The 25,713-nt window shown below is 47.5% G+C and carries 25 protein-coding genes; 16 read left to right on the top strand and 9 right to left on the bottom strand.

The genetic code is table 11. The features are described 5' to 3' along the window. Positions 1 to 26: 26 nt before the first annotated feature. The 5 genes from GO493_RS19450 to nusB all read right to left on the bottom strand — a co-directional run bounded on the left by GO493_RS19450 (position 27) and on the right by nusB (position 5,377). Complete coding sequence (locus tag GO493_RS19450) at positions 27 to 2,900, bottom strand: DEAD/DEAH box helicase (protein ID WP_157307901.1); 2,874 nt, start codon at positions 2,898 to 2,900, stop codon at positions 27 to 29. Positions 2,901 to 2,924: 24 nt separating this feature from the next. Continuing rightward, positions 2,925 to 3,515: a dephospho-CoA kinase gene (gene coaE, locus GO493_RS19445; protein ID WP_157307900.1), complete on the bottom strand. Its 591-nt coding sequence runs from the start codon at positions 3,513 to 3,515 to the stop codon at positions 2,925 to 2,927. 69 nt (positions 3,516 to 3,584) lie between these two features. Beyond that, complete coding sequence (yajC, locus tag GO493_RS19440; protein ID WP_232538897.1) at positions 3,585 to 3,929, bottom strand: preprotein translocase subunit YajC; 345 nt, start codon at positions 3,927 to 3,929, stop codon at positions 3,585 to 3,587. A 56-nt stretch (positions 3,930 to 3,985) separates the two neighbouring features. Continuing rightward, positions 3,986 to 4,420 (bottom strand): DUF1573 domain-containing protein, encoded by a 435-nt coding sequence (locus GO493_RS19435; RefSeq protein WP_157307898.1) that lies wholly within the window; start codon positions 4,418 to 4,420, stop codon positions 3,986 to 3,988. Between the two features lie 27 nt (positions 4,421 to 4,447). Continuing rightward, positions 4,448 to 5,377, bottom strand: a complete 930-nt coding sequence (gene nusB / locus GO493_RS19430; RefSeq protein WP_157307897.1) for a transcription antitermination factor NusB — start codon at positions 5,375 to 5,377, stop codon at positions 4,448 to 4,450. A gap of 287 nt (positions 5,378 to 5,664) precedes the next feature. Here nusB and GO493_RS19425 point away from each other — a divergent pair, with 287 nt between their 5' ends. The 6 genes from GO493_RS19425 to GO493_RS19400 all read left to right on the top strand — a co-directional run bounded on the left by GO493_RS19425 (position 5,665) and on the right by GO493_RS19400 (position 13,375). Beyond that, positions 5,665 to 5,946 carry a co-chaperone GroES gene (locus tag GO493_RS19425; protein ID WP_072356767.1) on the top strand — a complete coding sequence of 94 codons (282 nt, stop codon included), beginning with the start codon at positions 5,665 to 5,667 and terminating at the stop codon, positions 5,944 to 5,946. Positions 5,947 to 6,004: 58 nt separating this feature from the next. Further along, a complete protein-coding gene (gene groL, locus GO493_RS19420) occupies positions 6,005 to 7,639 on the top strand; it encodes a chaperonin GroEL (protein WP_157307896.1) in 1,635 nt (544 codons plus the stop codon). A gap of 132 nt (positions 7,640 to 7,771) precedes the next feature. Continuing rightward, positions 7,772 to 8,275 (top strand): FKBP-type peptidyl-prolyl cis-trans isomerase, encoded by a 504-nt coding sequence (locus GO493_RS19415; protein ID WP_157307895.1) that lies wholly within the window; start codon positions 7,772 to 7,774, stop codon positions 8,273 to 8,275. A 51-nt stretch (positions 8,276 to 8,326) separates the two neighbouring features. Further along, on the top strand, positions 8,327 to 8,830 hold the full coding sequence (locus tag GO493_RS19410; protein ID WP_157307894.1) for an FKBP-type peptidyl-prolyl cis-trans isomerase: 504 nt from the start codon (positions 8,327 to 8,329) through the stop codon (positions 8,828 to 8,830). Positions 8,831 to 9,036: 206 nt separating this feature from the next. Continuing rightward, on the top strand, positions 9,037 to 10,470 hold the full coding sequence (locus GO493_RS19405; protein ID WP_317165443.1) for an L-serine ammonia-lyase: 1,434 nt from the start codon (positions 9,037 to 9,039) through the stop codon (positions 10,468 to 10,470). A 106-nt stretch (positions 10,471 to 10,576) separates the two neighbouring features. Beyond that, positions 10,577 to 13,375, top strand: coding sequence for a TolB family protein (locus GO493_RS19400; RefSeq protein WP_157307892.1), 2,799 nt, complete (start codon positions 10,577 to 10,579; stop codon positions 13,373 to 13,375). Here the strand turns inward: GO493_RS19400 and GO493_RS19395 are convergent. The 3 genes from GO493_RS19395 to GO493_RS19385 form a co-directional block, all read right to left on the bottom strand. Continuing rightward, positions 13,372 to 13,854, bottom strand: a complete 483-nt coding sequence (locus GO493_RS19395) for a hypothetical protein (RefSeq protein ID WP_157307891.1) — start codon at positions 13,852 to 13,854, stop codon at positions 13,372 to 13,374. The two genes, GO493_RS19400 and GO493_RS19395, sit on opposite strands and share 4 nt — an antisense overlap. A gap of 60 nt (positions 13,855 to 13,914) precedes the next feature. Further along, positions 13,915 to 16,560 carry a valine--tRNA ligase gene (locus GO493_RS19390; protein WP_157307890.1) on the bottom strand — a complete coding sequence of 882 codons (2,646 nt, stop codon included), beginning with the start codon at positions 16,558 to 16,560 and terminating at the stop codon, positions 13,915 to 13,917. A gap of 139 nt (positions 16,561 to 16,699) precedes the next feature. Further along, a complete protein-coding gene (locus tag GO493_RS19385; RefSeq protein WP_157307889.1) occupies positions 16,700 to 17,719 on the bottom strand; it encodes a threonine aldolase family protein in 1,020 nt (339 codons plus the stop codon). A 329-nt stretch (positions 17,720 to 18,048) separates the two neighbouring features. On the opposite strand from GO493_RS19385, the gene GO493_RS19380 reads away from it, so the two are divergent. The 8 genes from GO493_RS19380 (at position 18,049) to GO493_RS19345 (ending at position 23,896) form a co-directional block, all read left to right on the top strand. Beyond that, on the top strand, positions 18,049 to 18,906 hold the full coding sequence (locus tag GO493_RS19380) for a sigma-70 family RNA polymerase sigma factor (RefSeq protein WP_012793808.1): 858 nt from the start codon (positions 18,049 to 18,051) through the stop codon (positions 18,904 to 18,906). A gap of 223 nt (positions 18,907 to 19,129) precedes the next feature. Continuing rightward, complete coding sequence (gene trxB, locus GO493_RS19375; protein ID WP_157307888.1) at positions 19,130 to 20,080, top strand: thioredoxin-disulfide reductase; 951 nt, start codon at positions 19,130 to 19,132, stop codon at positions 20,078 to 20,080. Positions 20,081 to 20,143: 63 nt separating this feature from the next. Further along, the gene (locus GO493_RS19370; protein WP_157307887.1) at positions 20,144 to 20,494 is read left to right on the top strand and encodes a dihydroneopterin aldolase; all 351 of its coding nucleotides are present in this window, start codon (positions 20,144 to 20,146) and stop codon (positions 20,492 to 20,494) included. Between the two features lie 137 nt (positions 20,495 to 20,631). Then, positions 20,632 to 21,387, top strand: a complete 756-nt coding sequence (locus GO493_RS19365) for a tetratricopeptide repeat protein (RefSeq protein ID WP_157307886.1) — start codon at positions 20,632 to 20,634, stop codon at positions 21,385 to 21,387. A 134-nt stretch (positions 21,388 to 21,521) separates the two neighbouring features. Further along, on the top strand, positions 21,522 to 22,397 hold the full coding sequence (locus tag GO493_RS19360) for a DUF3822 family protein (RefSeq protein WP_157307885.1): 876 nt from the start codon (positions 21,522 to 21,524) through the stop codon (positions 22,395 to 22,397). Continuing rightward, positions 22,388 to 22,939 carry an RsmD family RNA methyltransferase gene (locus GO493_RS19355; RefSeq protein WP_157307884.1) on the top strand — a complete coding sequence of 184 codons (552 nt, stop codon included), beginning with the start codon at positions 22,388 to 22,390 and terminating at the stop codon, positions 22,937 to 22,939. The genes GO493_RS19360 and GO493_RS19355 overlap by 10 nt, the downstream gene beginning before the upstream one ends. 4 nt (positions 22,940 to 22,943) lie before the next feature. Further along, positions 22,944 to 23,417, top strand: coding sequence for a pantetheine-phosphate adenylyltransferase (gene coaD, locus GO493_RS19350; protein ID WP_157307883.1), 474 nt, complete (start codon positions 22,944 to 22,946; stop codon positions 23,415 to 23,417). A 44-nt stretch (positions 23,418 to 23,461) separates the two neighbouring features. Next, on the top strand, positions 23,462 to 23,896 hold the full coding sequence (locus GO493_RS19345) for a hotdog fold thioesterase (protein WP_157307882.1): 435 nt from the start codon (positions 23,462 to 23,464) through the stop codon (positions 23,894 to 23,896). Between the two features lie 36 nt (positions 23,897 to 23,932). Here GO493_RS19345 and GO493_RS19340 read toward each other — a convergent pair whose 3' ends face one another. Next, positions 23,933 to 24,559 (bottom strand): NUDIX hydrolase, encoded by a 627-nt coding sequence (locus GO493_RS19340; protein WP_157307881.1) that lies wholly within the window; start codon positions 24,557 to 24,559, stop codon positions 23,933 to 23,935. A 27-nt stretch (positions 24,560 to 24,586) separates the two neighbouring features. On the opposite strand from GO493_RS19340, the gene pyrE reads away from it, so the two are divergent. After that, positions 24,587 to 25,234, top strand: coding sequence for an orotate phosphoribosyltransferase (gene pyrE, locus GO493_RS19335; RefSeq protein WP_157307880.1), 648 nt, complete (start codon positions 24,587 to 24,589; stop codon positions 25,232 to 25,234). A gap of 99 nt (positions 25,235 to 25,333) precedes the next feature. Continuing rightward, positions 25,334 to 25,711, top strand: a complete 378-nt coding sequence (locus GO493_RS19330) for a heavy-metal-associated domain-containing protein (RefSeq protein WP_157307879.1) — start codon at positions 25,334 to 25,336, stop codon at positions 25,709 to 25,711. The last annotated feature ends 2 nt before the right edge of the window (positions 25,712 to 25,713 follow it).

The following is a 25,713-nucleotide window of genomic DNA, read 5'->3' as shown; positions in this document are numbered from 1 at the left end:
TCTGAATTTTTATTAGAGGTAGAAAGTTAGCTGAACAGGAATGCCACGTCATCTTCTGTCAGTTTTTTCACAAAGCCGGTATCTTCACTAATAAGATCGTCTGCAATCATCTTCTTCCTTTGCTGTAATGCCAGGATCTTTTCTTCTACACTGTCCTTACAGATCATTTTATAGGCGAATACTTTGTTCTGCTGTCCGATACGGTGGGTACGGTCTATGGCCTGTTGTTCTGCAGCCGGGTTCCACCAGGGATCCACGAGGTAGACATAGTCGGCCGCTGTGAGCGTAAGACCTACGCCACCGGCTTTCAGGCTGATGAGGAATACCCGTACGCTTTCATCTTCCTGGAAGCGGGTTACCAGTTGCTGCCGGTGTTCTGCTTTGGTGCTGCCGTCCAGGTAGAGAAAGGGGAGACCTTCTGTTTCCATGGCGCCGGCAATGAGCTGGAGCATGCTGGTGAACTGTGAGAAAATCAGCACTTTATGTGTACCTGTGTTTTCGGTGATCTCCCTGGTCAGTTCATCCAGTTTTACGGAGCTGGTGATATGGGATTCTTCTTCCACCAGTTGGGGCGCATTACAGATCTGCCGGAGGCGGGTCAGACCTTCCAGCACGTAAATGGTGCTGGCGGCCATACCGTCTTCCCGGATACGGTTCAGCAGCTTCTCCTTATAACGGTCACGGACGCGGTTATAGGCCTGTCTTTGTTCATCGCCCATTTCGCACCACATGATGATCTCTGTTTTATCTGGCAGGTCCTGTGCAATCTGTTCTTTGGTACGGCGCAGCAGGAAGGGGTAAATGAGTTTGCGCAGCTGGCCTGCTTTTTCGGCGTCAGCGTATTTATCTATCGGCATGGCAAACTCTGAGCGGAAAAATGCCTGGCTGCCCAGGAGGCCCGGGTTGGCAAAGTTCATCTGTGCAAAGAGATCCATGGTATTGTTCTGTATGGGAGTACCACTCAGTATCAGGCGGTTGCGGCATTGCAATACCTGCAGGGCTTTTGTAGTCTGTGAAGAAGGGTTTTTGATCACCTGGCTTTCGTCCAGTACCACATATCCGAATACATGCTGCGCAAAGATTTCTGCATCGCTACGAACAGTGCCATAGCTGGTAATGATGAGTTGCTGTTGCTGCCATGCTGAAGCATCATACTGGCGGTTGCCGCCGTGGTAGACCGTATAGCGGAGAGCAGGAGCAAACTTCTGCAGCTCATTCTGCCAGTTGTAGATCAGGGAGGTAGGACATACAACGAGGTGTGTTTCTCCCGGGTATTTTTCGCTCAGGTACTGAAGGAAGGTAATGGTTTGCAGGGTCTTACCCAGACCCATATCATCTGCCAGGCAGCCTCCCCAGCGCATGGCGTCCAACAGACACATCCATTCAAAACCGGCCTGTTGGTAGTTACGGAGTTGTGCATCGATGGCTTCTGGTACGGGGAAATGGCGGGAGGGTTGTGCCTGCAGCTGTTGCAGTTGCTGGAGGGCGTCTGCTGTGGTGGACTGCATTTCCAGCATTTCCTGGGCCAGGGTAAAGTGTAGCCGGGAAATGCGGAGCTTGTTCTTGTTGACCTGTCCCAGTTTCCAGAGAAGGTCATACTTGTGCAGCCACTCCTCCGGAATAACGCCGATGGTGCCATCTTTCAGCAGGAGGTGGGGCTGGCGGTGCTGTAAGGCTTTCTGTAGGTCTGTCAGTGGTACGGCAATATCGCCGTAATGCACGTTCACTTCAAGGTCAAAGGCATCTTTATCATCGCCCCGCCATTGGATGTCCATGACGGGAATATGGGTGTTGTAACGGAAATGCTGCAGCTGGTCCATGCCGTATACGCCGATGTTCCTGTCTGTCAGCTTACGGTAGGTCTTTACCAGCCACTGGCTTTTTTCTGCATCTGCGAAGGGCAGGTAGAAGTAACCGTTACGCTGTTGGGAGAAGCGGGGATGGAGGGCGCGTACAAAGGCGGTCAGCTCTTTTTCTGTGTCCATGTCCCGCCTGATCTCGTATTGGGTATCGCCTTCGGTAAGGAGTACCAGGGGCTCTCCGTTGTCTTCGATGGAGAAGTCGCCGTATTGCCATTGTATGGTGAGCACGAGGAAGGCCTTATTCAGTTCACTCAGCCAGATGTTACAGGCCGGGGAGCTGTCTATGACCTCCTTTTGCAGGAGAATGCTTTTGTTGACGGTGTACTGCTGGCTAAGGGCCGGCAGGGTATTCTGGAGGAAATCGGTTTCATGTCCGCCGGGAATGTCCATCACACCTCCCGGGAATTTTTCCAGGGTGGCGGCGGCGGTATGGGGCAGGATGAAGATTTCTCCCCGGCTACGCAGGACGAAGCCATAGTGTTCAAAATCTGAGAGGGGGTATGATTGTCCGTTGATGGTAACGTGGGCAATGACCTGCAGGTTACCGGCGGAGGAGCGGTGCAGTCCGAAGGAGAGCACTGGCGGAAAGTTGCTGACAGTAGCGGGCCGTGTATGTTTCAGGAGCATACTGTCGTCCGTGATCATGGTATACCATGGCAGAACGGGTGTGAGGGGGCGGAGTTGCTGGAGGGTATTGAAGAGGTATTGCCGCATGCCTTCCCGTACGTATTGGTCCTGTGTGAGGGATTTGACGGGAGCGTCCCGGAATTTTTCCCTGAGCTGCAGTTCCCGGTATACCATTGCTTCCTGGGTGCAGGGTTGGAGCAGGTGTTGTACGCCGGCCGGGAGGGTATTGAAGATGGTGAGCGATTTTTTATCGTTCAGGGGTATACGCTGGCAGGTGCGGCCGCCGGCATCTTCTTTCAGCAGGCCTGCGCTGATCTTTACAGGATCAGGGTGGTTACTCTGCAGTTCCAGCAATAGTACCGGTGTGGTTTTATTTCGATTGTTCCCGCTCTGTGAAATGGTTTTACCCATGCATGAATATGGTTATAGTGGTTATCAGGCTCCTGCCAGCTGCAGGAGTTTTTCGTGCAGGGCCAGTACCTGCGGGATGACCATCTGTTGTTCGTCGTTGTATACAACGAAATCGCAGAGTTTCATCTTGATCGATTCATCTATCTGTTTGTGCATGCGTGCCAGTACGTCATTGCGGGTTACATTGTCCCGTTTCATGACGCGGTTGATACGCAGCGGCTGGGGGGCAGATACGCCGATGATCTTATCCAGGTAGTGAAAAGAGGAAGATTCGAACAGCAGGGCGGCTTCTTTGAGGATGTAAGGGGCTGACTGGTTGTTAGCCCATTCATCGCTGTTGCGGATAGTGGCCGGGTGAACAAGGGAATTGAGCAGGGCCAGTTTGCCGGCGTCATTGAATACGATCTTTCCCAGGGCGGCCCTGTCCAGCACCTGGCCGTTGTAGATATGCTCTCCGAAATGCTGTTTTATCTGGGAAATGAGGAGCGGGTCTGTCTGCATGATCTCTTTGGCTTTTGTATCTGCATAGTAAACCGGGATGTCCAGCAATTCAAATATGCTTGCCACCGTGCTTTTTCCTGATCCTATTCCGCCTGTGATACCAACTTTTAACATAGGCCCAAATTCCAAAAAAAATCCCAAATTCCGTGAAGGAACTTGGGACAGATAATGCTTGTGTTGCAATTATTTTGCTGCAGTTTCAGCTGCTTTCTGCTGTGCAGTGGTATATTCCATGCTGATAGCGGAACGTTCCATAGTGAAGAAAGTACCGGGACTAACTTCTATCTGTACGGTACCGTTATCGTTCATTTTCTTTATTTTTCCGTGGATACCTGCAATGGTAACAACTTTGTCGCCTTCGCGCAGGTTGGCTGTGAAGTCTTTCTGCAGCTTAGCTTTTTTGGTCTGAGGACGGATCATGAAGAAGTACATCACGGCGATCATACCACCGATGAAGATGAACTGGATACCACCGCCGGCAGCACCCTGGCCGCTTGCGCCACCGCCCATCAGTAAAATGTTCAGCATGTTAATGTGCATTGTATTAAATTGTATTTAGTTGTTTAATTGCTGTTATTGATCTTTTATTTCACTACTGTACACTGTATTTTCGGGCCCTTTATTTCTGCAGGGTTTGTGTTGGCAGTGATAGTGATCTCTTTCTCTGTATATCCTTCTTTTCCTGCGCTGTTGAATACTACTTTCATGTAGCTGCTTTTACCCGGTTTAATGGGCTCTTTAGGCCAGTCTGGCACTGTGCAGCCACAGGTGGAGTGAGCGTCTGTGATGAGCAGGTCTTTATCTCCTGTATTGGTGAATTTGAAAGCATATTCCACGACTTCGCCCTGTTTGATATCGCCAAAATTGTGTATCATCTGGTCAAACGAGATAGCGGCGGTGCCTTTTACACTGGGAGCAGCTGCTGTAGCGGTTTCTTCACCTTTCTGGCCCCCGTTTTTTGAGTTACAGGCTGCGGCAAAGAGGCTGCCGGCTATGAAGTAAAGGAATAATTTTTTCATATTCATACTGGTTGCACCCAAAAGTAGCTATTTTTTTGTACGGTCTATTTTCTTTATCTGGCTGGCCTGATCAAGATCTTTAAGGATATTGTCCAGTATGCCATTGACAAACTGTCCGCTCTGAGGCGTGCTGTAAGCTTTTGCCAGGTCGATGTACTCGTTGATGGTAACCTTGGTAGGGATGGTGGGGAAGTAGAGGAATTCGCATACGCCCATTTCCATGAGCAGCATGTCTACGGCGGCGATGCGTTCCGGGTCCCAGTTCTGCAGTTTGGGCTTTATCAGCTCCAGGCAGTATTCTTTTTTATCTATTACTGTGAGCAGCAATTCTTTTGCATATTCCAGTTTTTCCTTGCTGATCAGCTGTAAGAAGTTGAACAGGTGTGGTTTATGCATATAATTGGCTACCAGCAGGTCCATCATGTCCTGGTCGTCTCCCCAGTGCAGGAAGTTATCTTCCATGTGCTGGACAAAGAGTTCGCTTTTGGAAATCACTTCTTTATAAAGATATTCCATGATCTCTTTTTCGCCGGCTTTAGTGCGGGAAGGGTCCTGGATATATGTTTTATAGATATCTGAAGCGGTAAGTGTGTTATACAGTTTGCGGAGCATTTCCTGCTCGGGCAGGTGTTTGAGTTTCCATTGCTCCAGGTTTACCTGGAAGCCTTTGTCGCTGATGATCTGGTAAATAAATTCGTTACCTGCAATTTTGGTGTTCACCTGCAGGTCTTCTGCGGAAGGGAGGTGTTTGGATGCGCGGGTCTGGGCATCAATTTCCGCATACTGTGCTACCCTTGTGAGGCAGTATAGTAAGTAAGTAAAGATCTGACTGGTCTGGTCCAGTTTTTCGTTCAGTAAACTGGTGGCCGTACCCGGCTTCACCGTACCCGGCTCCATTGTTTCCAGGGCATAAAGGGTTTGCATGACCTTCACCCGGATGTTTCTTCTGCTAATCATCTTATAATCAAGAACTGTATGAGGCCGCAAAGCTAGTGAAAAAAAAGCCGGGTTCCAAACAGGGAGAATGGGGGGGCGATTTTTACATTGTCTGTAGTGCAAAGGTGACAGGGGAGATTCCGGCCTGATCTGTCAGGTTTTTTCTGAAAAAATGGCATTTTTGTCAGTGTGCCCGGTTTGTCTATCTTTATACACTGAAAAATTGACCCGAAATATGCCTTGGCATAATTATCGAAGGGGCAAGTCACAATAAATCTTCATCTTACCTTTTTAAAAAGTATAATTATATGGCAAAAGATTTAAGTATTAAACCCTTAGCTGACAGGGTGATCGTGAAACCCGCAGCCGCAGAAGAAAAAACAGCTGGTGGTATCATCATCCCTGATACTGCAAAAGAAAAACCACAAAGAGGTACAGTAGTAGCTGCCGGTCCTGGTAAGAAAGATGAGCCGGTGACAGTAAAAGTTGGCGATACCGTTCTTTATGGCAAGTATTCCGGTACTGAGATCAGCATTGAAGGTGGCGACTACTTAATCATGCGTGAGTCTGACATTTTAGCAATTGTTTAATCAACCCGCTGACTAACAGGCAAAACAAAAAAGTAAACCAAAAAAATTTTAAGCTATTATGGCAAAACAGATATTCTTTAACACAGATGCCCGCAACAAGATGAAGAAGGGCGTTGATACCCTGGCTGATGCAGTGAAGGTAACCCTGGGTCCTAAAGGTCGTAACGTAGTAATCGAGAAAAAATTCGGTGCTCCCGGTGTAACTAAAGACGGTGTGAGCGTTGCAAAAGAAATTGAACTGGATGATCCTATCGAGAACATGGGCGCCCAGATGGTGAAAGAAGTAGCTTCCAAAACGGCAGATATTGCAGGTGATGGTACTACAACAGCTACCGTTCTGGCACAGTCTATCATCGGCGAAGGTTTGAAAAACGTTGCTGCCGGTGCTAACCCGATGGACCTGAAGCGTGGTATTGACAAGGCTGTAAAAGCTATTGTTGAGAACCTGGCTAAACAGTCTGAAAAAGTTGGTAACGACAATAAAAAGATCGAGCAGGTGGCTGCTATCTCTGCAAACAACGATGCAGAGATCGGTAAACTGATCGCTGAAGCAATGAATAAAGTAACCAAAGACGGCGTTATCACCGTTGAAGAGGCAAAAGGCACCGACACTACTGTAGAAGTAGTAGAAGGTATGCAGTTTGACCGTGGTTACCTGTCTCCTTACTTCATCACCAACAGCGAGAAAATGCACGCTGAGCTGCAGAATCCTTACATTCTGATCTATGACAAGAAGATCAGCACCCTGAAGGACATCCTGCACATCCTGGAAAAAATCGTTCAGAACGGCCAGCAGCTGCTGATCATCTCTGAAGACCTGGAAGGTGAAGCACTGGCTACCCTGGTGGTGAACAAACTGCGCGGTCAGCTGAAAGTTGCTGCTGTTAAAGCTCCTGGCTTCGGCGACAGAAGAAAGGAAATGCTGCAGGACATCGCTACCCTGACCGGTGGTATCGTGATCAGCGAAGACCAGGGTTACAAACTGGAAAATGCTGACCTGAGCTACCTGGGTCGTGCTGAATCAGTAACTATCGACAAAGACAATACTACCGTTGTTGGCGGCAGAGGTGAAAAAGAAGCTATCCAGGCCCGTATCAACCAGATCAAAGCCCAGATAGAAGTAACCACTTCCGACTACGACCGTGAGAAACTGCAGGAACGCCTGGCTAAACTGAGCGGTGGTGTTGCTGTACTGTACGTAGGTGCTGCTACCGAAGTTGAAATGAAAGAGAAGAAAGACCGTGTTGACGACGCCCTGCACGCTACCCGCGCTGCTGTTGAAGAAGGTATCGTTCCCGGTGGTGGCGTAGCTTACATCCGCGCTATCGAAAGCCTGGACGTACTGAAAGGCGACAACGAAGACGAGCAGACCGGTATCGCTATCGTTAAACGCGCTATCGAAGAGCCTCTGCGCCAGATCACTGCAAACGCAGGTATCGAAGGTTCTATCGTTGTACAGAAAGTAAAAGAAGGTAAGGCTGACTTCGGTTTCAATGCCCGCACTGAGGTTTATGAAAACCTGCTGGCTGCTGGTGTTATTGACCCGGCTAAAGTTACCCGTATCGCTCTGGAAAACGCATCTTCCATTGCCGGTATGCTGCTGACCACAGAATGTGTGATCGCAGATAAACCTGAACCTAAATCCGCTGCTCCTGCTCCGCACGGAGGTCACGGTATGGGTATGGATTATTAATCTGGTTACCAGAAAATACAGAAGAAAGGGAGCTTGTGAAAACAGGCTCCCTTTTCTTTTAAGTAACTTTGTCCGGGAACACGAAGAATCAAAAAGTGTAACTTTGGCCCTTCGTATTCCGTTATACCATATATGAAAGTATTTTTACCTGTCATTTACAACTGTCTGCTTTCTGTTCTGCTTTTTCCGGCCTGCTCAAAGAACGAGTACGATGGGTCTCTTTCCATGGACGGCGCCATAAGAATTATCCAGGAACAGGATAAGGAGATCAACACCTACATACAGGCGCATAACCTGGTAATGGTAAAAGATCCGAGTGGTATGTACTACCATATTGAAAAACCGGGAGATACCACCGCCTACATGACACTTAATTCAGTACCTACTATCATTTTTACCCGCAGCAACCTGGCTGATTCCGTGCTGGACGCATCGTTCGGGGATACCAATTTTGACGGCCGCCAGCTGAGAGATCATATTATTGGCTGGCAGATAGGTTTGCAGAAAGTAGGGCGGGGCGGGCGCCTGCAAATGATCATCCCTTCGCCGCTGGCTTTCGGCACTACAGGAGTGAGTAATATCATCCCTCCCAATACCGTCCTGGTATGTGATGTGACCGTAGTGGATTTCAAATGAATTTTCCAATCGTATTTTATTACTTGACTATCATAAAAAACGAAGCACTTCATGAAAAGAACGAGCATGAGATATTTTGCACTGTTAGCCGGTATTTTGACAGTATTATTAGCAGCCTGTAGCAAGAACAACGATGATTTTAACGTGCAGGAACAGTTCATAAAAGAAACAGCTGCCATTGAAGCTTACCTGAAAACCAATAACCTGAGCGCAGAAAGAGATACTACTACCGGTATCTATTACAATATACAGAACCCGGGTAATGGTAAAGACAGCATTACTTCTCCTTATGCAAAAGTAAAAGTGCTTTATACCGGCAGATTATTATCTAACGGTACCGTGTTTGATTCTACTACCACAGAGCCAAGGGAATTTGCTTATGATCAGCTCATTTCCGGATGGCAGCTGGCGTTGCTGGAAATCACCAAAGGAGGTAAACTGCGTATGTATCTTCCTTCCTGGTATGCTTATGGCACCCGCTCCCTGGCAGGTATTCCTGCTAATTCAACATTGATCTTCGATATGGAACTGTTAGATATTACTTATCCGCAATAATTTGACTGGCGCGGATAAATTGCTTAAAAAGGAAAGCTTTCGCATTGCGAAAGCTTTCCTTTTTAAGAGAGGGGCAGGCCTGTGGCCTGCCGGGATAAAGGCGAAAGCTTTTTAAATGAGAAGGCCTGTAACAGGCTTAAAACGGTTTTAAGAAAGCTTAAATTTTATGAGCAGGGAATCCCTTAAATTTGCTCAAATTCCCACTAGTGGCACACGAATGCATTTCAGTCTTTGACATTTTCAAGATAGGGGTAGGCCCTTCCAGTTCACACACGTTAGGCCCGTGGCGGGCCGCCTTACAGTTCCTGCAGGAAATGCAGGCCTCAGGCAGAAAGCTCACAGACGTACAGAACGTAAGCGTTTTATTATATGGTTCTCTCGCTAAAACAGGACATGGCCACGGAACAGATATAGCTGTTCAGCTGGGTCTCTGCGGAGATGATCCGGTAACTTTTGATGTAAACGAGATCAACAATAAAATAGATGATATCCGGCGGAACAATATATTACCGCTGGGTGGCAATCACAATATTCCTTTCATACCCCTGCAACACATCAGTTTCCTGTATGAAGAGTCCCTTCCTTTTCATCCCAACGCGCTCACCTTCCTGGTTACCTTCGGGGACGGAGAACAGCTGGCTTCTACCTATTATTCCATAGGTGGTGGTTTTGTAGTGAAAGAAGGAGGAGATAAAGGGAGTGCAGCTAACCAGGTAGATCTGCCATTCCCCATAGATACAGCCAGGCAGTTGCTGCAATGGTGTATCAAAACAGGATATTCCATTTCTGAACTGGTAATGGAAAATGAGCAGGCCTGGAGACCGGAAGCAGCTACCCGCCAGGGAGTACTGAATATCTGGAAAGTGATGAGAGATTGTATTTACCGTGGCTGTCATACTTCCGGGGAGCTGCCCGGAGGACTTAAAGTTGCGAGGAGGGCGGCTTCGCTGAATAAGAAACTGCTGAAAGGCAATACCTATACAGATTATGATTCCTGGATAGATGCTATCCGTAAAGGTGGTAACCATTTTGCCTATACGCTGGATTGGGTGAGCTGTTTTGCCCTGGCCGTAAATGAGGAAAATGCCTCTTTTGGACGGGTAGTGACTGCTCCCACAAACGGAGCTGCCGGTGTGATACCTGCAGTATTACAGTATTTCATCACCTTCTGTGACGGATACCAGGAAGATAAGATCATGCAGTTCATACTGACTGCTTCCGAGATAGGCAGCATCTTTAAGAAACGCTCTACTATTTCTGCCGCTATGGGCGGATGCCAGGCGGAGATAGGAGTATCTTCTGCTATGGCGGCGGCGGCACTGACAGAATGCCTGGGAGGCTCTCAGCGACAGGTGCTGATGGCTGCGGAGATTGCGATGGAACATCACCTGGGACTTACCTGCGATCCTATTGGCGGCTTAGTACAGGTTCCTTGTATTGAACGTAACACCATGGGGGCTATTAAGGCTATCACCGCTTCACAGCTGGCTTTGCAGAGTAACCCCGAACTGGCTAAAGTATCTCTGGACGCGGTGGTGAAGACCATGTGGGAAACTGCGCTGGACATGAATAGTAAGTATAAGGAAACTTCTGACGGCGGGCTTGCTGTGAATATACCTATCAGTCTTCCTGAATGCTGATGGCATATCAGCTTTTTGAGAGGAGGAATCCGGCCTGTGGCCGGATAAGTGGTTTTTTGAGCGAATTATTTGCGTATATTGATTCCATTATACCTACAGCAATCTCATGAGAACTTTATCGTGCCTTCTTTTCATATTCCTCCCCATTACATTACTGGCACAACAGTTTGGTGGGAACCCGCCTTCACTGAAGTGGCAACAGATCAACAATGATACGGTACGGATCATTTTTCCCCGCGGACTGGAACTGCAGGGACAACGGGTAGCCAACCTGGTAAGCTATATGGAGCGGAACAACCGTACCACCATAGGAGGTATGCATAAGAAGGTCAGTATCGTTCTCCAGAACCAGACACTGGAATCCAATGGTTATGTGATGATGGGGCCTTTCCGTTCTGAGTTTTACATGACGCCACCACCGTCATCTACAGACCTGGGCTCTCTGCATTGGGAAGACCAGCTATCCATACATGAATACAGGCATGTGCTGCAGAACAGTAATTTCAGGCAGGGGGCATCCAGGGTAGTATCTTACATCCTGGGAGAAATGGGACAGGCCGCAGCTACCAATATCTCAGTGCCTAACTGGTTCTGGGAGGGAGATGCTGTAACCATGGAAACGGCGCTTAGTCAGCAGGGAAGAGGAAGACTGCCTTCTTTCTTTGATGGCTTCCGTGCGCTGGCGCAGGAAGAGAAGAACTACAGCTTCATGAAGATGCGCAATGGTTCCTACAAAGACTATGTACCTAACCATTACAACCTGGGGTACCTGATGAGCATGTATGGCCGGGAACATTACGGACAGGCATTCTGGAAAGGAATTACTACAGATGCGGTGCGTTACCGTGGCGTGTTCTATCCTTTTTCGCAAAGCCTGAAACGTCATACCGGTCGTAATGTAGTGGGATTTTACAAGGATATGCTGAAGGAATATCAGCCGTTGTGGAGGAAGTATGAAGAGGAAAGCCATCCGGGAAAGGCCTTGCTGCCGGCTCCATGTGTGGTGACCAACTATAAATATATCTATGCAGTGCAACCCGGAAAATGGGTGGTACTGAAAGGCTCTTACCAGAAGATACCCGGGTTTTACCTGCTGGACAGTACGGGGAAAGAAGAGCTGCTGACACGTCCGGGTATTAACTTTGACGATTACTTCAGCTACCGGAACGGCCGGCTGGTATGGGCAGAAGCACGTTTTGACCCACGCTGGTCATGGAAAGATTACTCTGTTGTAAAACGATATGATATAGCTACAGGTAAAACGGTTACACTTACACGTGGCACCCGTTATTTTTCACCCGATATCAGTGCGGATGGTAAACGTGTAGTGGTGGCAGTTACACTGCCTTCACAGCAATTCAGCCTGCAGCTGCTGGATGGGGAAACTGGCGCTGTTACTGCAACTTTGCCCAACCCGGAGAACTGGTATTACACTTTCCCTAAATTCTCTGCCGATGAACGGTCTGTGATAAGCGCTGTGCGCAACAGGCTGGGGCAGATGGCCATGATCAGGCAGGATATTGCCACCGGTGAAAGAGAGCTGCTGACGCCTTTCGGATATACTGTGTTAGGTATTCCGGCTGTAGTGCATGATACCGTGTACTATACTGCCGCATATAAGGATGCTGATAATGTTTATGCGATAGCGGATAAAAAGATATGGCAGGTAACCCAGCATCCTAATGGTGTGCTGCATGCGGCGGTGGATGATGTTTCTCAGCAGGTAATATACAGCGGCTTTGGAACAAAGGGATATGCGCTGTATACATTACCGGTTGAAAAGGAGAACTGGACGCAGATAGATACCGGTCATAATTATCACAGTGCATGGTTGCGGCCGGAGTTTAACGAAGGAGGTGATATACTTACCAACGCGCCGCATAATGCGTATCCTGTTACAACTTATTCCAAGGGCCATAAGCTGTTCAACTTCCACAGCTGGCTTCCTACGTTCGATGATCCGGATTACAATGTTACTCTCTATGGAGATAATATCCTCAATACGGCTTCTACCAGTATAGGGTATACCTATAACAGGAATGAAGGCAGCTCTGCACTGGGGGCGAACTTCCTGTACGGTGCCTGGTTTCCTTATGTACAGGCCGGGGCCACCTATACTTTCAACCGTTCAGATATTTTCGGGAGCAGGGGAAGGTTGTACTGGCATGAGATGGATCTACACGGGGGATTGACGGTACCATTGAACTTCTCTTCCGGCCTGTTTGCCAGGAGCCTGTCGTTCAGTTCTATGTATCATTACCTGGAGCGCTATCCGCAGGGTAATTTCAAATTCCGGAACCCTTCGCTGCAATATATCGGAAATACGCTGGTATTCAATAATCAGCGGATAAGGGCACAGCAGCATATTTACTCTCATTTCGGGCAGTACCTGGTGGCCAGCTATAACCGTTCTATCAACAATGTTTTTGCAGAGCAATTGTATGGAAGGCTGGACCTGTACCTGCCGGGATTATTTCCCAGTCACAGCCTGGTGTTGCAGGGAGCGTACCAGCGGCGGGATACTTCACTGAATTACTCTTATACGGACAATTTCTCTTATGCCCGCGGATATAATGATCCTTTCTATGAGTATATCTACAAAGTGGGAGTGAATTATCATTTCCCGCTGGTGTATCCTGACTGGGGATTTGGCCAGATGTTGTATTTCATGCGTATCAGGGCCAACCTGTTCTACGATTACAGCAGGGCGTACGATTTCCTGAACGGGCGGCATAACCGCTATAGTTCTGCCGGTACCGAGGTATTCTTTGATACCAAAATAGGAAACGTGCTGCCATTCACATTTGGCGTACGGTATAGCCACCTGTTTGACCAGGACCCGTCAGATAATGCAAAGCAGCGCTTTTCATTCATACTGCCATTACAGCAGTTATTAAGCTATTAAAGGACTTTAAAACGCAGTTGTGGCGCCCGGTACAGTTTATCGCCCGTGTACCGGATAATGATATTGTCGAATATGAGGACTTCGTTCCTTTCCAGCATTTCCTTTAAGCGGGTGCTCCAGAATTCGGGGAGTTTATTGCCTGTAAAGTCATCCCCTACAAATTCTGAATAGAATCCCGGTTTGCCGGTAGTATCGTTCAGGTAAGGTTCCTTTCTTTCATAGGTAAAGCGGAAGGAAACGACCGGGTATTTGTTATTCTTTTCATCCCTGACTACCAGTGCAGAGTCCAGCAGTTTCAATATTTCAGGCCGGGGAAGGGTATCGCTCAGGAAGACGCCCCAGGTGCTGCGGAATCGCAGATTGGTTTTAGTAGCGGCTGTAGCCGGTTTTTTGGCTGGTGTTTTCGGTTTCCCGGACTGGGCGCATACCGGCAGGGCCAGGATTGCGAAAAGACCGGATAGCAGATAATATTTGCGCATAGTAGAAGGGCTGTAAAAAAAAATCGCCCGGATTGGTTAACGTCCGGGCGATATTGAAAATTATAATGTTTTTAAACTTTCCGTTATAGCGGCTATTTTAGCCTCGGCATCTTCCTTCTTTTTCCGTTCTGCGTCAACCACTTCCGGTTTGGCATTCTGTACAAAGCGTTCGTTGCTCAGTTTCTTTTCTACCGAAACCAGGAATCCCTGCAGGTATACCAGGTCTTTTTCCAGCTGTTCTTTCTGTGCGGCAGGGTCCAGTTCTGTCTCTGTTTCGAGGTAGAACTTGTCTTTCTGCACTACCATGTTGATACAGTTAGGGATGGCGGTTTTGGTGTAGGCGATGGATTTTGCGTTCACCTGTTTTGCCAGCATTTCTTCAATCTGTTTGAAGGTGTTTTCCTGTGTGGTATCAATATGCAGGGCTATCTGATCTTTTGGTTTGATCTGGTGTTTGTTACGTGCATCGCGGATTCCGCTGATCACTTCTTTAGCCAGGGCGCCCTGTACCAGGATGGAGGCATCCGGAGTGGCAGGAGCGGTGTATTGTTTTACGATCAGGTCATCGCCGGCAGTGCGGTTTTGCAGCTGCTGGTAGATCTCTTCCGTAGCAAAAGGCATGAAGGGGTGCAGTAACTGCATGAGCTGTTCAAAGAAGTAAACGGTCTTTGAATAGATGGCGGCATCTACCGGTTGTTCGAAGCCGGGTTTCACCCATTCCAGGTACCAGCTGCAGAAGTCGTCCCATACCAGGCTATAGATGATCTTCAGGGCTTCGCTCAGTTTGAAGTCTTTAAAGAGCTCTGCCACCTGTTGCTGTACTTCGTTCAACCTGCTTTCAAACCATTGAATGGCGAAGTGGTCGTTACCGGCATTGGTGCCTGGCGCCACGCGGTCTTCCCACATTTTTACCAGTTTCAGGGCGTTCCAGATCTTGTTACAGAAGTTACGTCCCTGTTCGCAGCTGGCATCGTCAAACAGGAGGTCGTTACCGGCGGGAGAGGAGATCATGATACCGAAGCGAACGGCGTCTGCGCCGAAGCGGTCTATCAGTTCCAGCAGGTCAGGGGAGTTGCCCAGCTGCTTACTCATTTTGCGGCCCAGTTTATCCCTTACCATACCGGTAAAGTATACGTCGCTGAATGGTTTTTCATGTTTGTATTCCAGGCCGGCCATGATCATTCGGGCAACCCAGAAGAAGATGATATCCTGACCGGTTACCAGTACGTTGGTAGGGTAGTAATATTTGATCTCTTCGTTATCTGGCTGGGAGATGCCGTTGAACACTTCCATGGGCCAGAGCCAGGAGGAGAACCAGGTATCGAGGCAGTCTTCGTCCTGGCGGAGGTCTGACGCTTTATAATCTGCGCCTTTGGCTTTGAACTGTGCGATAGCTTCTTCTATACTGTTGGCTACTTCGAATGTGCCATCCGGAGCGTAGTAAGCAGGGATCTGCTGGCCCCACCAGAGCTGGCGGGAAATACACCAGTCCTTTACGTTCTCCATCCAGTATTTATAGGTAGCGAGGAAGCGATCGCCAGGGTGGATGTTCACATCTCCGTTTACAACTGCGTCCAGTGCCGGTTTTGTCAGTTCTGCCATTTTCACGAACCATTGGGTACTGATACGCGGTTCTACTACGGTGTCGGGATTACGTTCGCTGTAACCCAGGCGGGTAGTGTATTCCTGCTCTTTTATCAGCAGTCCGTGTTCATGAAGGGTGGCTATTACTTTTTTACGTGCAACGAAGCGGTCTTCCCCGATGAATACGCCTGCAGCGGCGCTGAGGGTACCGTCGTCGTTGAGGGTGTCTATAACTTCCAGGTTATGTTTCAGGCCCAGGTTGTAGTCATTGATATCGTGTGCAGGTGTTACTTTCAGGGCGCCTGTACCAAATTCTTTATCCACGTAGGTATCGAAGATGATGGGCACACGCCGGTTTACCAGCGGAACGATGGCGAAGTAGCCTGCCAGGTGTTTATACCTGTCGTCTTCCGGGTTTACGCAGATAGCGGTATCGCCCATGATGGTTTCAGGGCGTTGTGTGGCGATGGTGATGAACTGGCCGGTAGGTTCGCCACTGGGATCGGCAATGGCGTATTGAACGTGGTAGAGTTTACCCTGCAGGTCTTTATACTGCACCTCTTCATCGCTCAATGCAGTTTTAGCTTTCGGGTCCCAGTTGATCATGCGTGCGCCGCGGTAGATCAGCCCTTTATTATAGAGATCTGTGAATACTTTGATAACGGCTTTGTAATAGTGGTCGTCCATGGTAAAGGTTACCCTGTCCCAATCGCAGGAGCATCCCAGTTTTTTGATCTGGCTGTAGATGATGCCGCCGTATTTCTCTTTCCATTCAAAAGCGTGTTTGAGGAACTCTTCCCTGGTGAGCTGGGATTTTTCTATGCCTTTTTCGGTTTTGAGCATGTTCACCACTTTTGCTTCGGTGGCGATGGAAGCATGGTCTGAGCCCGGTACCCAGCAGGTGTTGTAACCGCTCATACGGGCGCGGCGTATCAGTATATCCTGTACTGTTTCGTTCAGGGTATGGCCCATATGCAGTACGCCTGTGACGTTGGGTGGTGGGATAACAATGGTAAAGGGGGGGCGGTTATCCGGTTTGCTACGGAAATAGCCTTTGTCCATCCAATGCTGGTACCATTTGCCTTCAACAGCAGCAGGCGTGTAATTTTTAGAAAGTTCCATGCTTGCGATATATCATTTATATAAGTCTGCAAAAATAAGAGAATAACCGGGATGGTTGCGCAAAAAGTTGGGTTTTGCCGAAGGCAAAACCCAACTTTTTGCAGAGATTTTTTGTGCTGCGCGCGGCTTTGAGAGATTACTATTCTATTTCAGCAATCACGGCGGCGGTCCTTTCAATCATTTCTGTGGTAACGTCCAGGTGAGTGACCATACGTACCTGGTGTTCAGAGATGGGAGTGACGAGGATGCCTTCATTTTTCAGGTAATCTGTGAAGAGGCGTGCGTTCCATTCTCCCTGTATATCAAATATTATGATGTTGGTTTCTACGGGCAGCATGTGCCCAACGAAGGTCTTCTGCAACAAAGCATTAGCAAGCAGTTTAGCGTGGCGGTGATCTTCTGCCAATCTGGCAATGTGATGTTCCATCGCGTAGATGCCGGTGGCGGCCATGAAGCCGGCCTGGCGCAGGCCGCCGCCTAATTTTTTACGAATGCGTCGGGCAGATCTGATGAAGGGGTGGCTGCCAAGCAGGACGGATCCCATGGGGCATCCCATTCCTTTGTTTAGGCATACGGAGATGCTGTCGAAGAGCTCCCCAAAGGTTCTTGGATCTTCCCCGGTAGCTACGAGGGCGTTGAACAGTCTTGCCCCGTCCAGGTGGAGTTCCAGGTCATTTTCAAGGCAGACTTCCCTGATGTGTGCTATTTCTTCAACGTCATAGCAGCAGCCACCTCCGCGGTTGGAGGTATTTTCAAGGCAAACCAGCCGGGTAGTGGCTTTATGTACATCGTCAGGATTGATGGCAGCTGCTATCTGTGATGCGGTGATCATGCCACGGTCTCCTTCCAGTGCGCGTACCTGGGCGCCGGCGTTGAAGGCGATGCCGCCTCCTTCGTATATGTATACATGTGCGAGGTTACTGCAGATCACTTCGTCGCCCGGTTGCGTATGTACTTTAATAGCAACCTGGTTGCTCATAGTGCCGGAAGGGCAGAACATGGCTGCCTCTTTGCCAAAATAATCTGCCATCATGGCTTCGAGCTGATTCACACTTGGGTCTTCTCCGTATACGTCATCTCCTACGTTGGCTGCGGTCATAGCGCGGAGCATAGCGGGTGTTGGCCGGGTAAAGGTATCACTCCTGAAATCGATCGTCATTCTTAAAGAATTTGCAATGTATTGAATAATAAATTAGTGAAGTTGTTAATTTGAATATGATTATTTATCAATTGTTAAAATTTAATTAAAGGAGCAAAAATACCTAATAAAGGGTTATTAAATTTCGTTTATATAGAGTACTTTGTTATAGCAAAGGGAAGCTTTGGAAGAATTTGGCAATGTGGGGGATTAGCACGATCTTTGCAGGCTAATTTGTTAAAACGATAATATTGGAAGAGTGGAATAGGTTGTAAGATAATTATTTAATGTATCTCAACAAAAAAATTCTTTTGATGTTATTTAATTATATAAACTAATAAACTTTCAATATGAGGCAACTTAAAATTGCCACCCAGATCACAAACCGTGATTCGCAGGCGGTAGAAAAATACCTGCAGGAAATTTCAAAGATCCCTTTGTTAACACCTGAGGAAGAGACCGTACTGGCGCAACGCATTAAAATGGGTGACCAGAAGGCTCTTGAACGTTTAACTACAGGCAACCTTCGTTTCGTAGTATCTGTTGCAAAGCAATATCAGCACCAGGGGCTTAGCCTCAGCGACCTCATTAATGAGGGCAATCTTGGCTTGATTAAGGCTGCGCAGCGTTTCGATGAAACGAAAGGGTTCAAATTCATTTCTTACGCCGTATGGTGGATTCGCCAGTCCATTTTGCAGGCTTTGGCAGAACAGGGCCGTCTGGTTCGTCTTCCGCAGAATAAAATCGGCACTTACAATAAAGCGAACAAGGCCTATATGGCTTTCGAGCAGGAAAATGAAAGAGAACCTTCTACCGAAGAGTTAGCTGAGATCCTGGAAATGTCTGAATCAGAGATCAACAATATTTTCCAGAGCAATACCCGTCACATGTCTCTCGACGCTCCTGTACATGAAGCTGAAGACGTAGCAATGGGCGATCTGCTGGAAGGTGGCGATATCACTGATGATGATGTGATGCGTGATTCATTGCGTGAGGAGATCCGCCGTGTGCTGAAATCACTCAGCCCCCGCGAAGCGGAAATAGTAAACGCGTATTTTGGTCTGGATGGAGAGAATGGAGCAACGATCGAACAGATAGGTCAGAAATATGATCTGACCAAGGAGAGGATTCGTCAAATCAAGGAACGCGCCATTAAAAGGCTGCAAAAAGCCCGCTACAGCGGCGCATTAAAATCTTACCTGGGTTAATAACCAGGGTAGGATGAAGAGAAACAGGTGCCGGTTTTACCTGCAGCTGTATTCAAATCTGAAATCTATAATGTCTATAGACGCACCGGCTGTATATTTTATAGCCGGTGTTTTTTATTTTATAGGGAAGTGTATTTTTGCACGTCATATGAATTTTAGAAGACCTCTTCTCATTGTCAATTCATAGCGAGCTTTATACCTTCATTAATTTTACATAGCAAGTATGGAAACTAACCAACAGCATGAGCATGTACATTTATTGATCATAGGTTCCGGGCCGGCAGGTTATACAGCGGCCATCTATGCAGCAAGGGCTAACCTTAAACCGGTGTTATACCAGGGCATTCAGCCTGGTGGTCAGCTTACGATCACTACAGAGGTAGAGAACTATCCGGGATATCCGGAAGGCGTGCAGGGGCCGGAAATGATGGTGGATTTCGAAAAACAGGCGGCCCGTATGGGTGCGGATATACGTTTCGGACTGGCAACATCGGTGGATTTCAGCAGTCAGCCGTATAAAATTACCATAGATGAAACGAAACTGATCACGGCAGATGCTGTGATCATTGCTACCGGCGCTTCAGCCAAATGGCTGGGATTACCGTCAGAGCAAAGACTGAATGGCAGCGGTGTTTCCGCATGCGCAGTGTGTGACGGGTTTTTCTTCCGTGGTAAGGAAGTAGCTATTGTTGGTGCGGGCGATACTGCTGCTGAAGAGGCGTTGTATCTTTCTAAAATGTGTACTAACGTGCATATGATAGTACGCCGTCATGAAATGCGCGCTTCCAAGGTAATGCAGGACCGTGTACTGAAAACTTCCAATATCATTGTTTACTGGGATACTGAAACACAGGAAGTACTGGGAGATAACAAGGTAGAAGCAGTAAAGCTGCTGAATACCCGTAAACAGGAGGAAACTGTTGTTCCGGTGAGCGCATTCTTTGTAGCTATCGGTCACCAGCCTAACTCTGACATCTTTAAGAACTACCTGGAACTGGATGAGCAGGGATATATCAAAACTATACCCGGTTCTTCCCGTACCAACCTGGAAGGGGTTTTTGCCTGCGGCGACGTACAGGACAAGATCTACCGTCAGGCGGTAACAGCAGCCGGCAGCGGGTGTATGGCCGCACTGGATGCAGAACGTTACCTGTCTGCCAAAGAACATCAATAAAAAAACTGGTAACACAGGGACATTGATCACTTCATTGTCCCTGTGTATTTTAACGAATCTCTCATGTTAACGATCGGGCTAGAAGAAGTACACTTTCACGCTTTCCATGGTTTGTACCCGGAAGAAGCTATTATAGGAAATGAATTTATAGTGGATGTACATGTAACCATTCCAGGCACCCATCCTGTAGATAGTATATCCGAAACAGTTAACTACCAGGGACTGTATAATATCGTAAAGAAGATCATGGCTATACCACAGCCGTTGCTGGAGCAGGTTGTATACAGCATGAGCGATGCCATCAAGCATAAATATCCCGAAATACAACGTTCTGTTGTTTCCCTTCGCAAAATGAACCCTCCAATGGGCGCTTCCGTACGTAATTCTATAGTTTCTCTCGAGAAAAACTACTAGAAAGGTCTCTTATTAAGAAAAAATGCCTTTTGAATGGAATAGCAACCGTTCAACAGATTGTTCTTTTCGTGTTATAGGTATTTCTGACAGAAATCTTTAAATTTAGTTGTTATCTCATATATGAAAAATTCCATCCTATGTTAAGTAAGGTACTTTTAGCTGCAGCTTTACTCTTATTTTCCGGCATTTCATATTCCCAGACTGCAGAAGACCTGATTGAGCAAGCCCATCAGCAGGAAAAACAAATGAAGGAGAGTGCTGCACTTACAAGTTTCAAAGACGCACTTAAAATACAACCTGACAACCTTGCAGCGCTGACGGGCGCCAGCGAGCTCAGTGCCCGTGAAGGTTACCGGCAGAAAGACAAGGAGGAAAGGAACCGTTCTTACAGCGATGCCAAAGCATATGCTGAACAGGCTATAAAGCTGGCCCCGGAAAATGCAGATGCCAATTATGTAATGGCCGTGGCTATGGGGCGTGCTGCTATGGTGGCAGGAGCGAAGGAGAAAGTAGCTGCTAGTAAGGAGGTGAAGAAATATGCTGAACTGGCGCTTAAATTCAATCCTAAATATGCCAGGGCATGGCATGTGCTGGGGAAATGGAATTATGAAGTGGCTAATATGAATGCCCTGGAGAGAGCTGCGGCGAAAATGCTTTTTGGCGGGATACCGGAGGGATCGCTGGATAGTGCTATTGCTAATTATGAGAGGTGCCGTAAGCTGGACCCTTCTTTCCTGCTGAACTACCTGGAACTGGCAAAGGCATATAAAGAGCATGAGGAGCAGGATAAAGCGATAGAGGTGCTGAGGAAGGCGGTTAGCCTGCGTCCTGTTTTCCAGGATGATCCGGGTATTAAGGCAGAGTGTAAGAAGATGCTGGAAGATATGGAGTAGTTGGTTGTAACTGACAGGACCTGCAAAAATCACTTTTTGCAGGTTTTTTCTTTATGGCGTACGTAGCTAAAGATCAAACTGGTATCATTCTCCGGGAAAATGGTTATTATTGTGCCATATCTAATCAATTAATAATGTCTGTGACGTACAATATTCATCCGGCTTTTGCTGCAGATGATGCTTCTCTGCTTGAAACTGATCTTACCGCATGCCACCTGCTTGTGCTTGTGGGAAGAGGTACTTTCAGCTATGTAGTGTATAATCCTGCCGGTAAAAAATTCCTGGCGCTGAAATCATACAGGTTTCAGCCTCAGAAGTCCGCGCAGGCAGACCTGGTTATGATAGAACAGATATTTGACGCTGACAAGCTTCTCTATACCAATTTTGCACAGGTGCAACTGGCATTTGATGGGGGGAACAGTACGCTTGTGCCTGAACAGCATTACAATCCGTCGCTGAAAAAGGACTTCCTGCATGTGATCCACCCGGAGCAACCCCAGGAAGTAATACTGGCGGATGTACTGACAGACCAGCAGATCGTGAATATCTATGCGGTTGATAAAGATGTTATGGGATACCTGCGGAAGGAGTTCTCTTCAGATAAACTGATCCATGTAAATACCGCATTGCTGAAAGCCTACCGTTTTGACAATGATTTCCTGGAGCTGAACGGGATAGCATATATTGACATCCAGGTCAATAAGTTCACCCTGACCATTTTCCGTTTCGGTAAACTGCTGATCCAGCAGGAAGTGGCCAGTCAGACAGGACTGGATGTGGTTTATCACCTGGTGAACATTATCCGCCAGGCCGGCCTGGATGAGCAGCAGGTGAAAGTGAAAGTGGGAGGGGCGGTTACGGCAGATTCGCAGATACATGAAGAATTACGTCGTTTCATACCTAAACTGGAATGGATGAAACGTTTGTCCGGTTTCTGGTACATCGGCAAGATGGAAGAGCTGCCGGAATATTATTTCAATAACCTGTATGCAATGGCTTTATGCGTATAATCGGAGGAGAGAAGGGAGGACTGCGGTTCCAGCCGCCGGCCAATATGCCGCATACACGGCCAACAACTGATATTGCCAAAGGGGGACTGTTTAACATCCTTGAGAATAATCTTGATTTTCCAGCACTGAAAACGCTGGATATCTTCGGGGGGACCGGAAGTATCAGCTATGAGCTGGCTTCCAGGGGAACGACCGACCTGACAATTGTGGAGAAAGACCCTGCCATGGCAGATTTCATTAAAAAAACAGCTGAAAAGCTGGAAGTGCCGCTGAAGCTTCACCGTATGGATGTATTCAAATACCTGGAGCAGTGCACTGAAAAGTTCAACTTCATATTTGCCGGACCTCCGTATGCGTTGACCACTATCGACCAGTTACCCCTCATCATTTTTGAAAGGGGACTGCTGGAGCCGGAGGGATGGTTTGTACTGGAGCATACTCCGCGGAATAACTACAAGAACTATTCTTATTACCGTACAGAACGTAATTACGGGACAACTATCTTTTCAATTTTTATCAACAGAGAGGAGCTGAAAAAATAACAGGATGCAACGTATTTGTTTATTTCCCGGCACATTCGACCCTATTACACTTGGGCATACAGATGTCATTGACCGCTCACTGGACCTTTTTGATGAGATAGTGATAGGAATAGGCGTCAATTCCTCCAAAATGCCGATGTTCCCGCTGGAGCAGCGTATGCAGTGGATCAGGGATATTTATAGTCATACACCTAAAGTGAAGGTGATCTCCTATGAGGGGCTTACCATTAACTGTTGCAGGGAGATCAATGCCCGTTTCATATTAAGAGGTATCCGTACTATTGGGGATTTTGAGTATGAGAAGGCTATTGCAGATGTGAACCGTATGATGGAAAGTAATATTGAAACGATATTCCTGAGCTGTACCCCACAATATTCTACCCTGGCATCTTCCCTGGTACGTGATGTAGTACGTTATGGAGGAGATGCGTCACAACTGCTGCCCCAACGGGTATTGCAGGATATAAAAAAAGCCTGAACCGGGCGCCCCTTTAATCTTTCACTTAAAATCAGTCACTAGTAATGAAACCGATCTGGCATTCTCTCGATGTTTCCCTCGATCAGCTGAATGAATCCGGCGATAATACAATGGCCAGTTACCTGGGTATGGAGTTTACGGAGATAGGTCCTGACTACCTGCGGATGATGATGCCTGTAAATGAGCGTACCAAACAGCCTTATGGCCTGTTGCATGGGGGAGCGTCTGCCGCGTTGGCGGAAACGGTGGGAAGTGTGGGCTCATCGCTGATCATTGATCCGGAGAAGCAGATCTGTGTGGGACTGGATATTAATGCCAATCATGTGAAAGGGGTAACGGAAGGGTATGTACATGCGGTGGCCAGGCCCTTGCATATTGGTTCTACCACACATGTGTGGGATATCCGGATCTGTGACGATCATAATAAGCTGGTATGTATAAGCCGCCTTACTGTGGCAGTGAGAGATAAAAAAGTATAATGCCGGACGCATGGCCCGGCATTACAGGAAATAAGATCATACTGCGTATCCCGCCCGTTCAAAGACGTTGATGATGTTCTGGTAGGAAAACTGCAGGTATTTATTAATATTTTCAGGTTTAATCCACTGAATATCAATGATATCTTCCTCTATCTGGGGCACTGTTAGCTCAGTACCTGTAAATTTCATCTTATACCAGTAAGTGTGTTTAAGGATCTTCTCCTTTCTGGCTGCATAGAAATGGTAAGTTTCTGTGATCTTGTGTTCCAGTTCAACGTTATGAAGTCCTGTTTCTTCGGCTACTTCCCTTAATGCGGTTGTTTCAAGATTTTCTCCGGGGTCCTGTTTGCCTTTCGGAAGGTCCCATTTGCCACGACGGAACATCAGCAGTATCTCCTCCTGCTGGTTGGTGATCAGTCCGCCGGCGGCTACGTGCACCTTAAAATTTTTTTTAACGGTTTCCAGTAACGCTTCTGTATCCGGCTGAATAAAGATGGCAGCGGTAGAAGTACCTTTTTCCAGTGCAAGCAGGGTAGTGCTGATAGTATCCTGGCCGGGCTCTGTGAACAGCTCTGCATCTTTGTATCTGGCCGGGATGGCCTGATGGGTAGCTAAGATCAGCAGCGGATGTTCATTAATGTAAATAATGGTATCTTTTTGCATAAGGCAAAAGTACTATTTTTGCCTCCTATGAGTAAGATCAGCGAAAAACAGGTAGCAGAAAAACTACTGCAGATACAGGCAGTAAAACTTCGTCCGTCAGAGCCTTTTACATGGGCTTCGGGCTGGAAATCGCCTATTTACTGCGATAACCGTAAAATATTGTCATATCCTTACATACGCGATTATGTAAAATCGGAGTTATGTAATGTTGTATTTGAAACGTTTCCGGATGCGGCTGTACTGGCCGGCGTGGCTACCGGTGGTATACCTCTGGGAGCTCTTGTGGCTGACCAGCTGAAACTGCCTTTCATCTATGTGCGTGCAAAGGCAAAAGAGCACGGTATGGGCAACCTGATAGAGGGTGTATTACAGCCGGGGCAGCCTGTGGTGGTTGTGGAAGATCTGATCTCTACCGGTAAAAGCAGCCTGGAGGCGGTGAACGCTATTCGTGCTGCGGGTGGGGAAGTGATAGGAATGGTGTCTATTTTCAACTACGGATTTGAAGTAGCGGTGAAAGCGTTTGAAGCTGCACAGGTACAATTTTATTCTCTGAGCAATTATGGAGCGCTGATAGAAGTAGCGGTAGAAAAGGGGATTGTTTCCCAGTCTGACCTGGCTACGCTGGAAGCGTGGAGAAGTGCGCCTGATAAATGGAATATACAGCCGGCGGTGTAATGAATGCTGTTTAATTTTTAGCTGCACGCAGCAATTTCTGTACTGAAGCACTATCAGTTGATAACTAATTATTATATTAGATCAGTTAAAATGTAAATTATGCGTATAGTTAAACTTGTAATTGCTTTATTATTTGTGGGTGTAGGAATGACTATGGCCCAGGCCAAAAAGGGGACTACGTTGCTGACTGCGAAGATCAGCACACCGACGGCAAAATGTGAACAGTGTAAAGAGCGTATTGAGCGATACCTGTTACGTGAAGAGGGGGTAGCTTCATCTAAAGTGGATTTCAGAAAAGGGATCACTACCGTGAAATATTACAGCGACCGTACCAATATAGAGAATGTGAAAACGGCCATTGCCAATCTGGGATATGATGCAGATAATGTGACGGCAAATGAAGAAGCTTATGCCAGGTTGCCTAAGAATTGTAAAAAGCCGGAAGATGGCGGGCATCTGGATCCGAAGAAGCATTGATC

The sequence above is a fragment of the Chitinophaga tropicalis genome (assembly GCF_009758205.1).
In the GTDB taxonomy this organism is placed as follows: domain Bacteria; phylum Bacteroidota; class Bacteroidia; order Chitinophagales; family Chitinophagaceae; genus Chitinophaga; species Chitinophaga tropicalis.
This window is presented reverse-complemented; position numbering and strand designations above follow the sequence as displayed.

Bases quoted from the DNA above. Each gene is read 5' to 3' on its own strand.
- GO493_RS19450 (WP_157307901.1), bottom strand. From the start codon at position 2,900: ATGGGTAAAACCATTTCACAGAGCGGGAACAATCGAAATAAAACCACA.
- coaE (WP_157307900.1), bottom strand. From the start codon at position 3,515: ATGTTAAAAGTTGGTATCACAGGCGGAATAGGATCAGGAAAAAGCACG.
- yajC (WP_232538897.1), bottom strand. From the start codon at position 3,929: ATGCTGAACATTTTACTGATGGGCGGTGGCGCAAGCGGCCAGGGTGCT.
- GO493_RS19435 (WP_157307898.1), bottom strand. From the start codon at position 4,420: ATGAAAAAATTATTCCTTTACTTCATAGCCGGCAGCCTCTTTGCCGCA.
- nusB (WP_157307897.1), bottom strand. From the start codon at position 5,377: ATGATTAGCAGAAGAAACATCCGGGTGAAGGTCATGCAAACCCTTTAT.
- GO493_RS19425 (WP_072356767.1), top strand. From the start codon at position 5,665: ATGGCAAAAGATTTAAGTATTAAACCCTTAGCTGACAGGGTGATCGTG.
- groL (WP_157307896.1), top strand. From the start codon at position 6,005: ATGGCAAAACAGATATTCTTTAACACAGATGCCCGCAACAAGATGAAG.
- GO493_RS19415 (WP_157307895.1), top strand. From the start codon at position 7,772: ATGAAAGTATTTTTACCTGTCATTTACAACTGTCTGCTTTCTGTTCTG.
- GO493_RS19410 (WP_157307894.1), top strand. From the start codon at position 8,327: ATGAAAAGAACGAGCATGAGATATTTTGCACTGTTAGCCGGTATTTTG.
- GO493_RS19400 (WP_157307892.1), top strand. From the start codon at position 10,577: ATGAGAACTTTATCGTGCCTTCTTTTCATATTCCTCCCCATTACATTA.
- GO493_RS19395 (WP_157307891.1), bottom strand. From the start codon at position 13,854: ATGCGCAAATATTATCTGCTATCCGGTCTTTTCGCAATCCTGGCCCTG.
- GO493_RS19390 (WP_157307890.1), bottom strand. From the start codon at position 16,560: ATGGAACTTTCTAAAAATTACACGCCTGCTGCTGTTGAAGGCAAATGG.
- GO493_RS19385 (WP_157307889.1), bottom strand. From the start codon at position 17,719: ATGACGATCGATTTCAGGAGTGATACCTTTACCCGGCCAACACCCGCT.
- GO493_RS19380 (WP_012793808.1), top strand. From the start codon at position 18,049: ATGAGGCAACTTAAAATTGCCACCCAGATCACAAACCGTGATTCGCAG.
- trxB (WP_157307888.1), top strand. From the start codon at position 19,130: ATGGAAACTAACCAACAGCATGAGCATGTACATTTATTGATCATAGGT.
- GO493_RS19370 (WP_157307887.1), top strand. From the start codon at position 20,144: ATGTTAACGATCGGGCTAGAAGAAGTACACTTTCACGCTTTCCATGGT.
- GO493_RS19365 (WP_157307886.1), top strand. From the start codon at position 20,632: ATGTTAAGTAAGGTACTTTTAGCTGCAGCTTTACTCTTATTTTCCGGC.
- GO493_RS19360 (WP_157307885.1), top strand. From the start codon at position 21,522: ATGTCTGTGACGTACAATATTCATCCGGCTTTTGCTGCAGATGATGCT.
- GO493_RS19355 (WP_157307884.1), top strand. From the start codon at position 22,388: ATGCGTATAATCGGAGGAGAGAAGGGAGGACTGCGGTTCCAGCCGCCG.
- coaD (WP_157307883.1), top strand. From the start codon at position 22,944: ATGCAACGTATTTGTTTATTTCCCGGCACATTCGACCCTATTACACTT.
- GO493_RS19345 (WP_157307882.1), top strand. From the start codon at position 23,462: ATGAAACCGATCTGGCATTCTCTCGATGTTTCCCTCGATCAGCTGAAT.
- GO493_RS19340 (WP_157307881.1), bottom strand. From the start codon at position 24,559: ATGCAAAAAGATACCATTATTTACATTAATGAACATCCGCTGCTGATC.
- pyrE (WP_157307880.1), top strand. From the start codon at position 24,587: ATGAGTAAGATCAGCGAAAAACAGGTAGCAGAAAAACTACTGCAGATA.
- GO493_RS19330 (WP_157307879.1), top strand. From the start codon at position 25,334: ATGCGTATAGTTAAACTTGTAATTGCTTTATTATTTGTGGGTGTAGGA.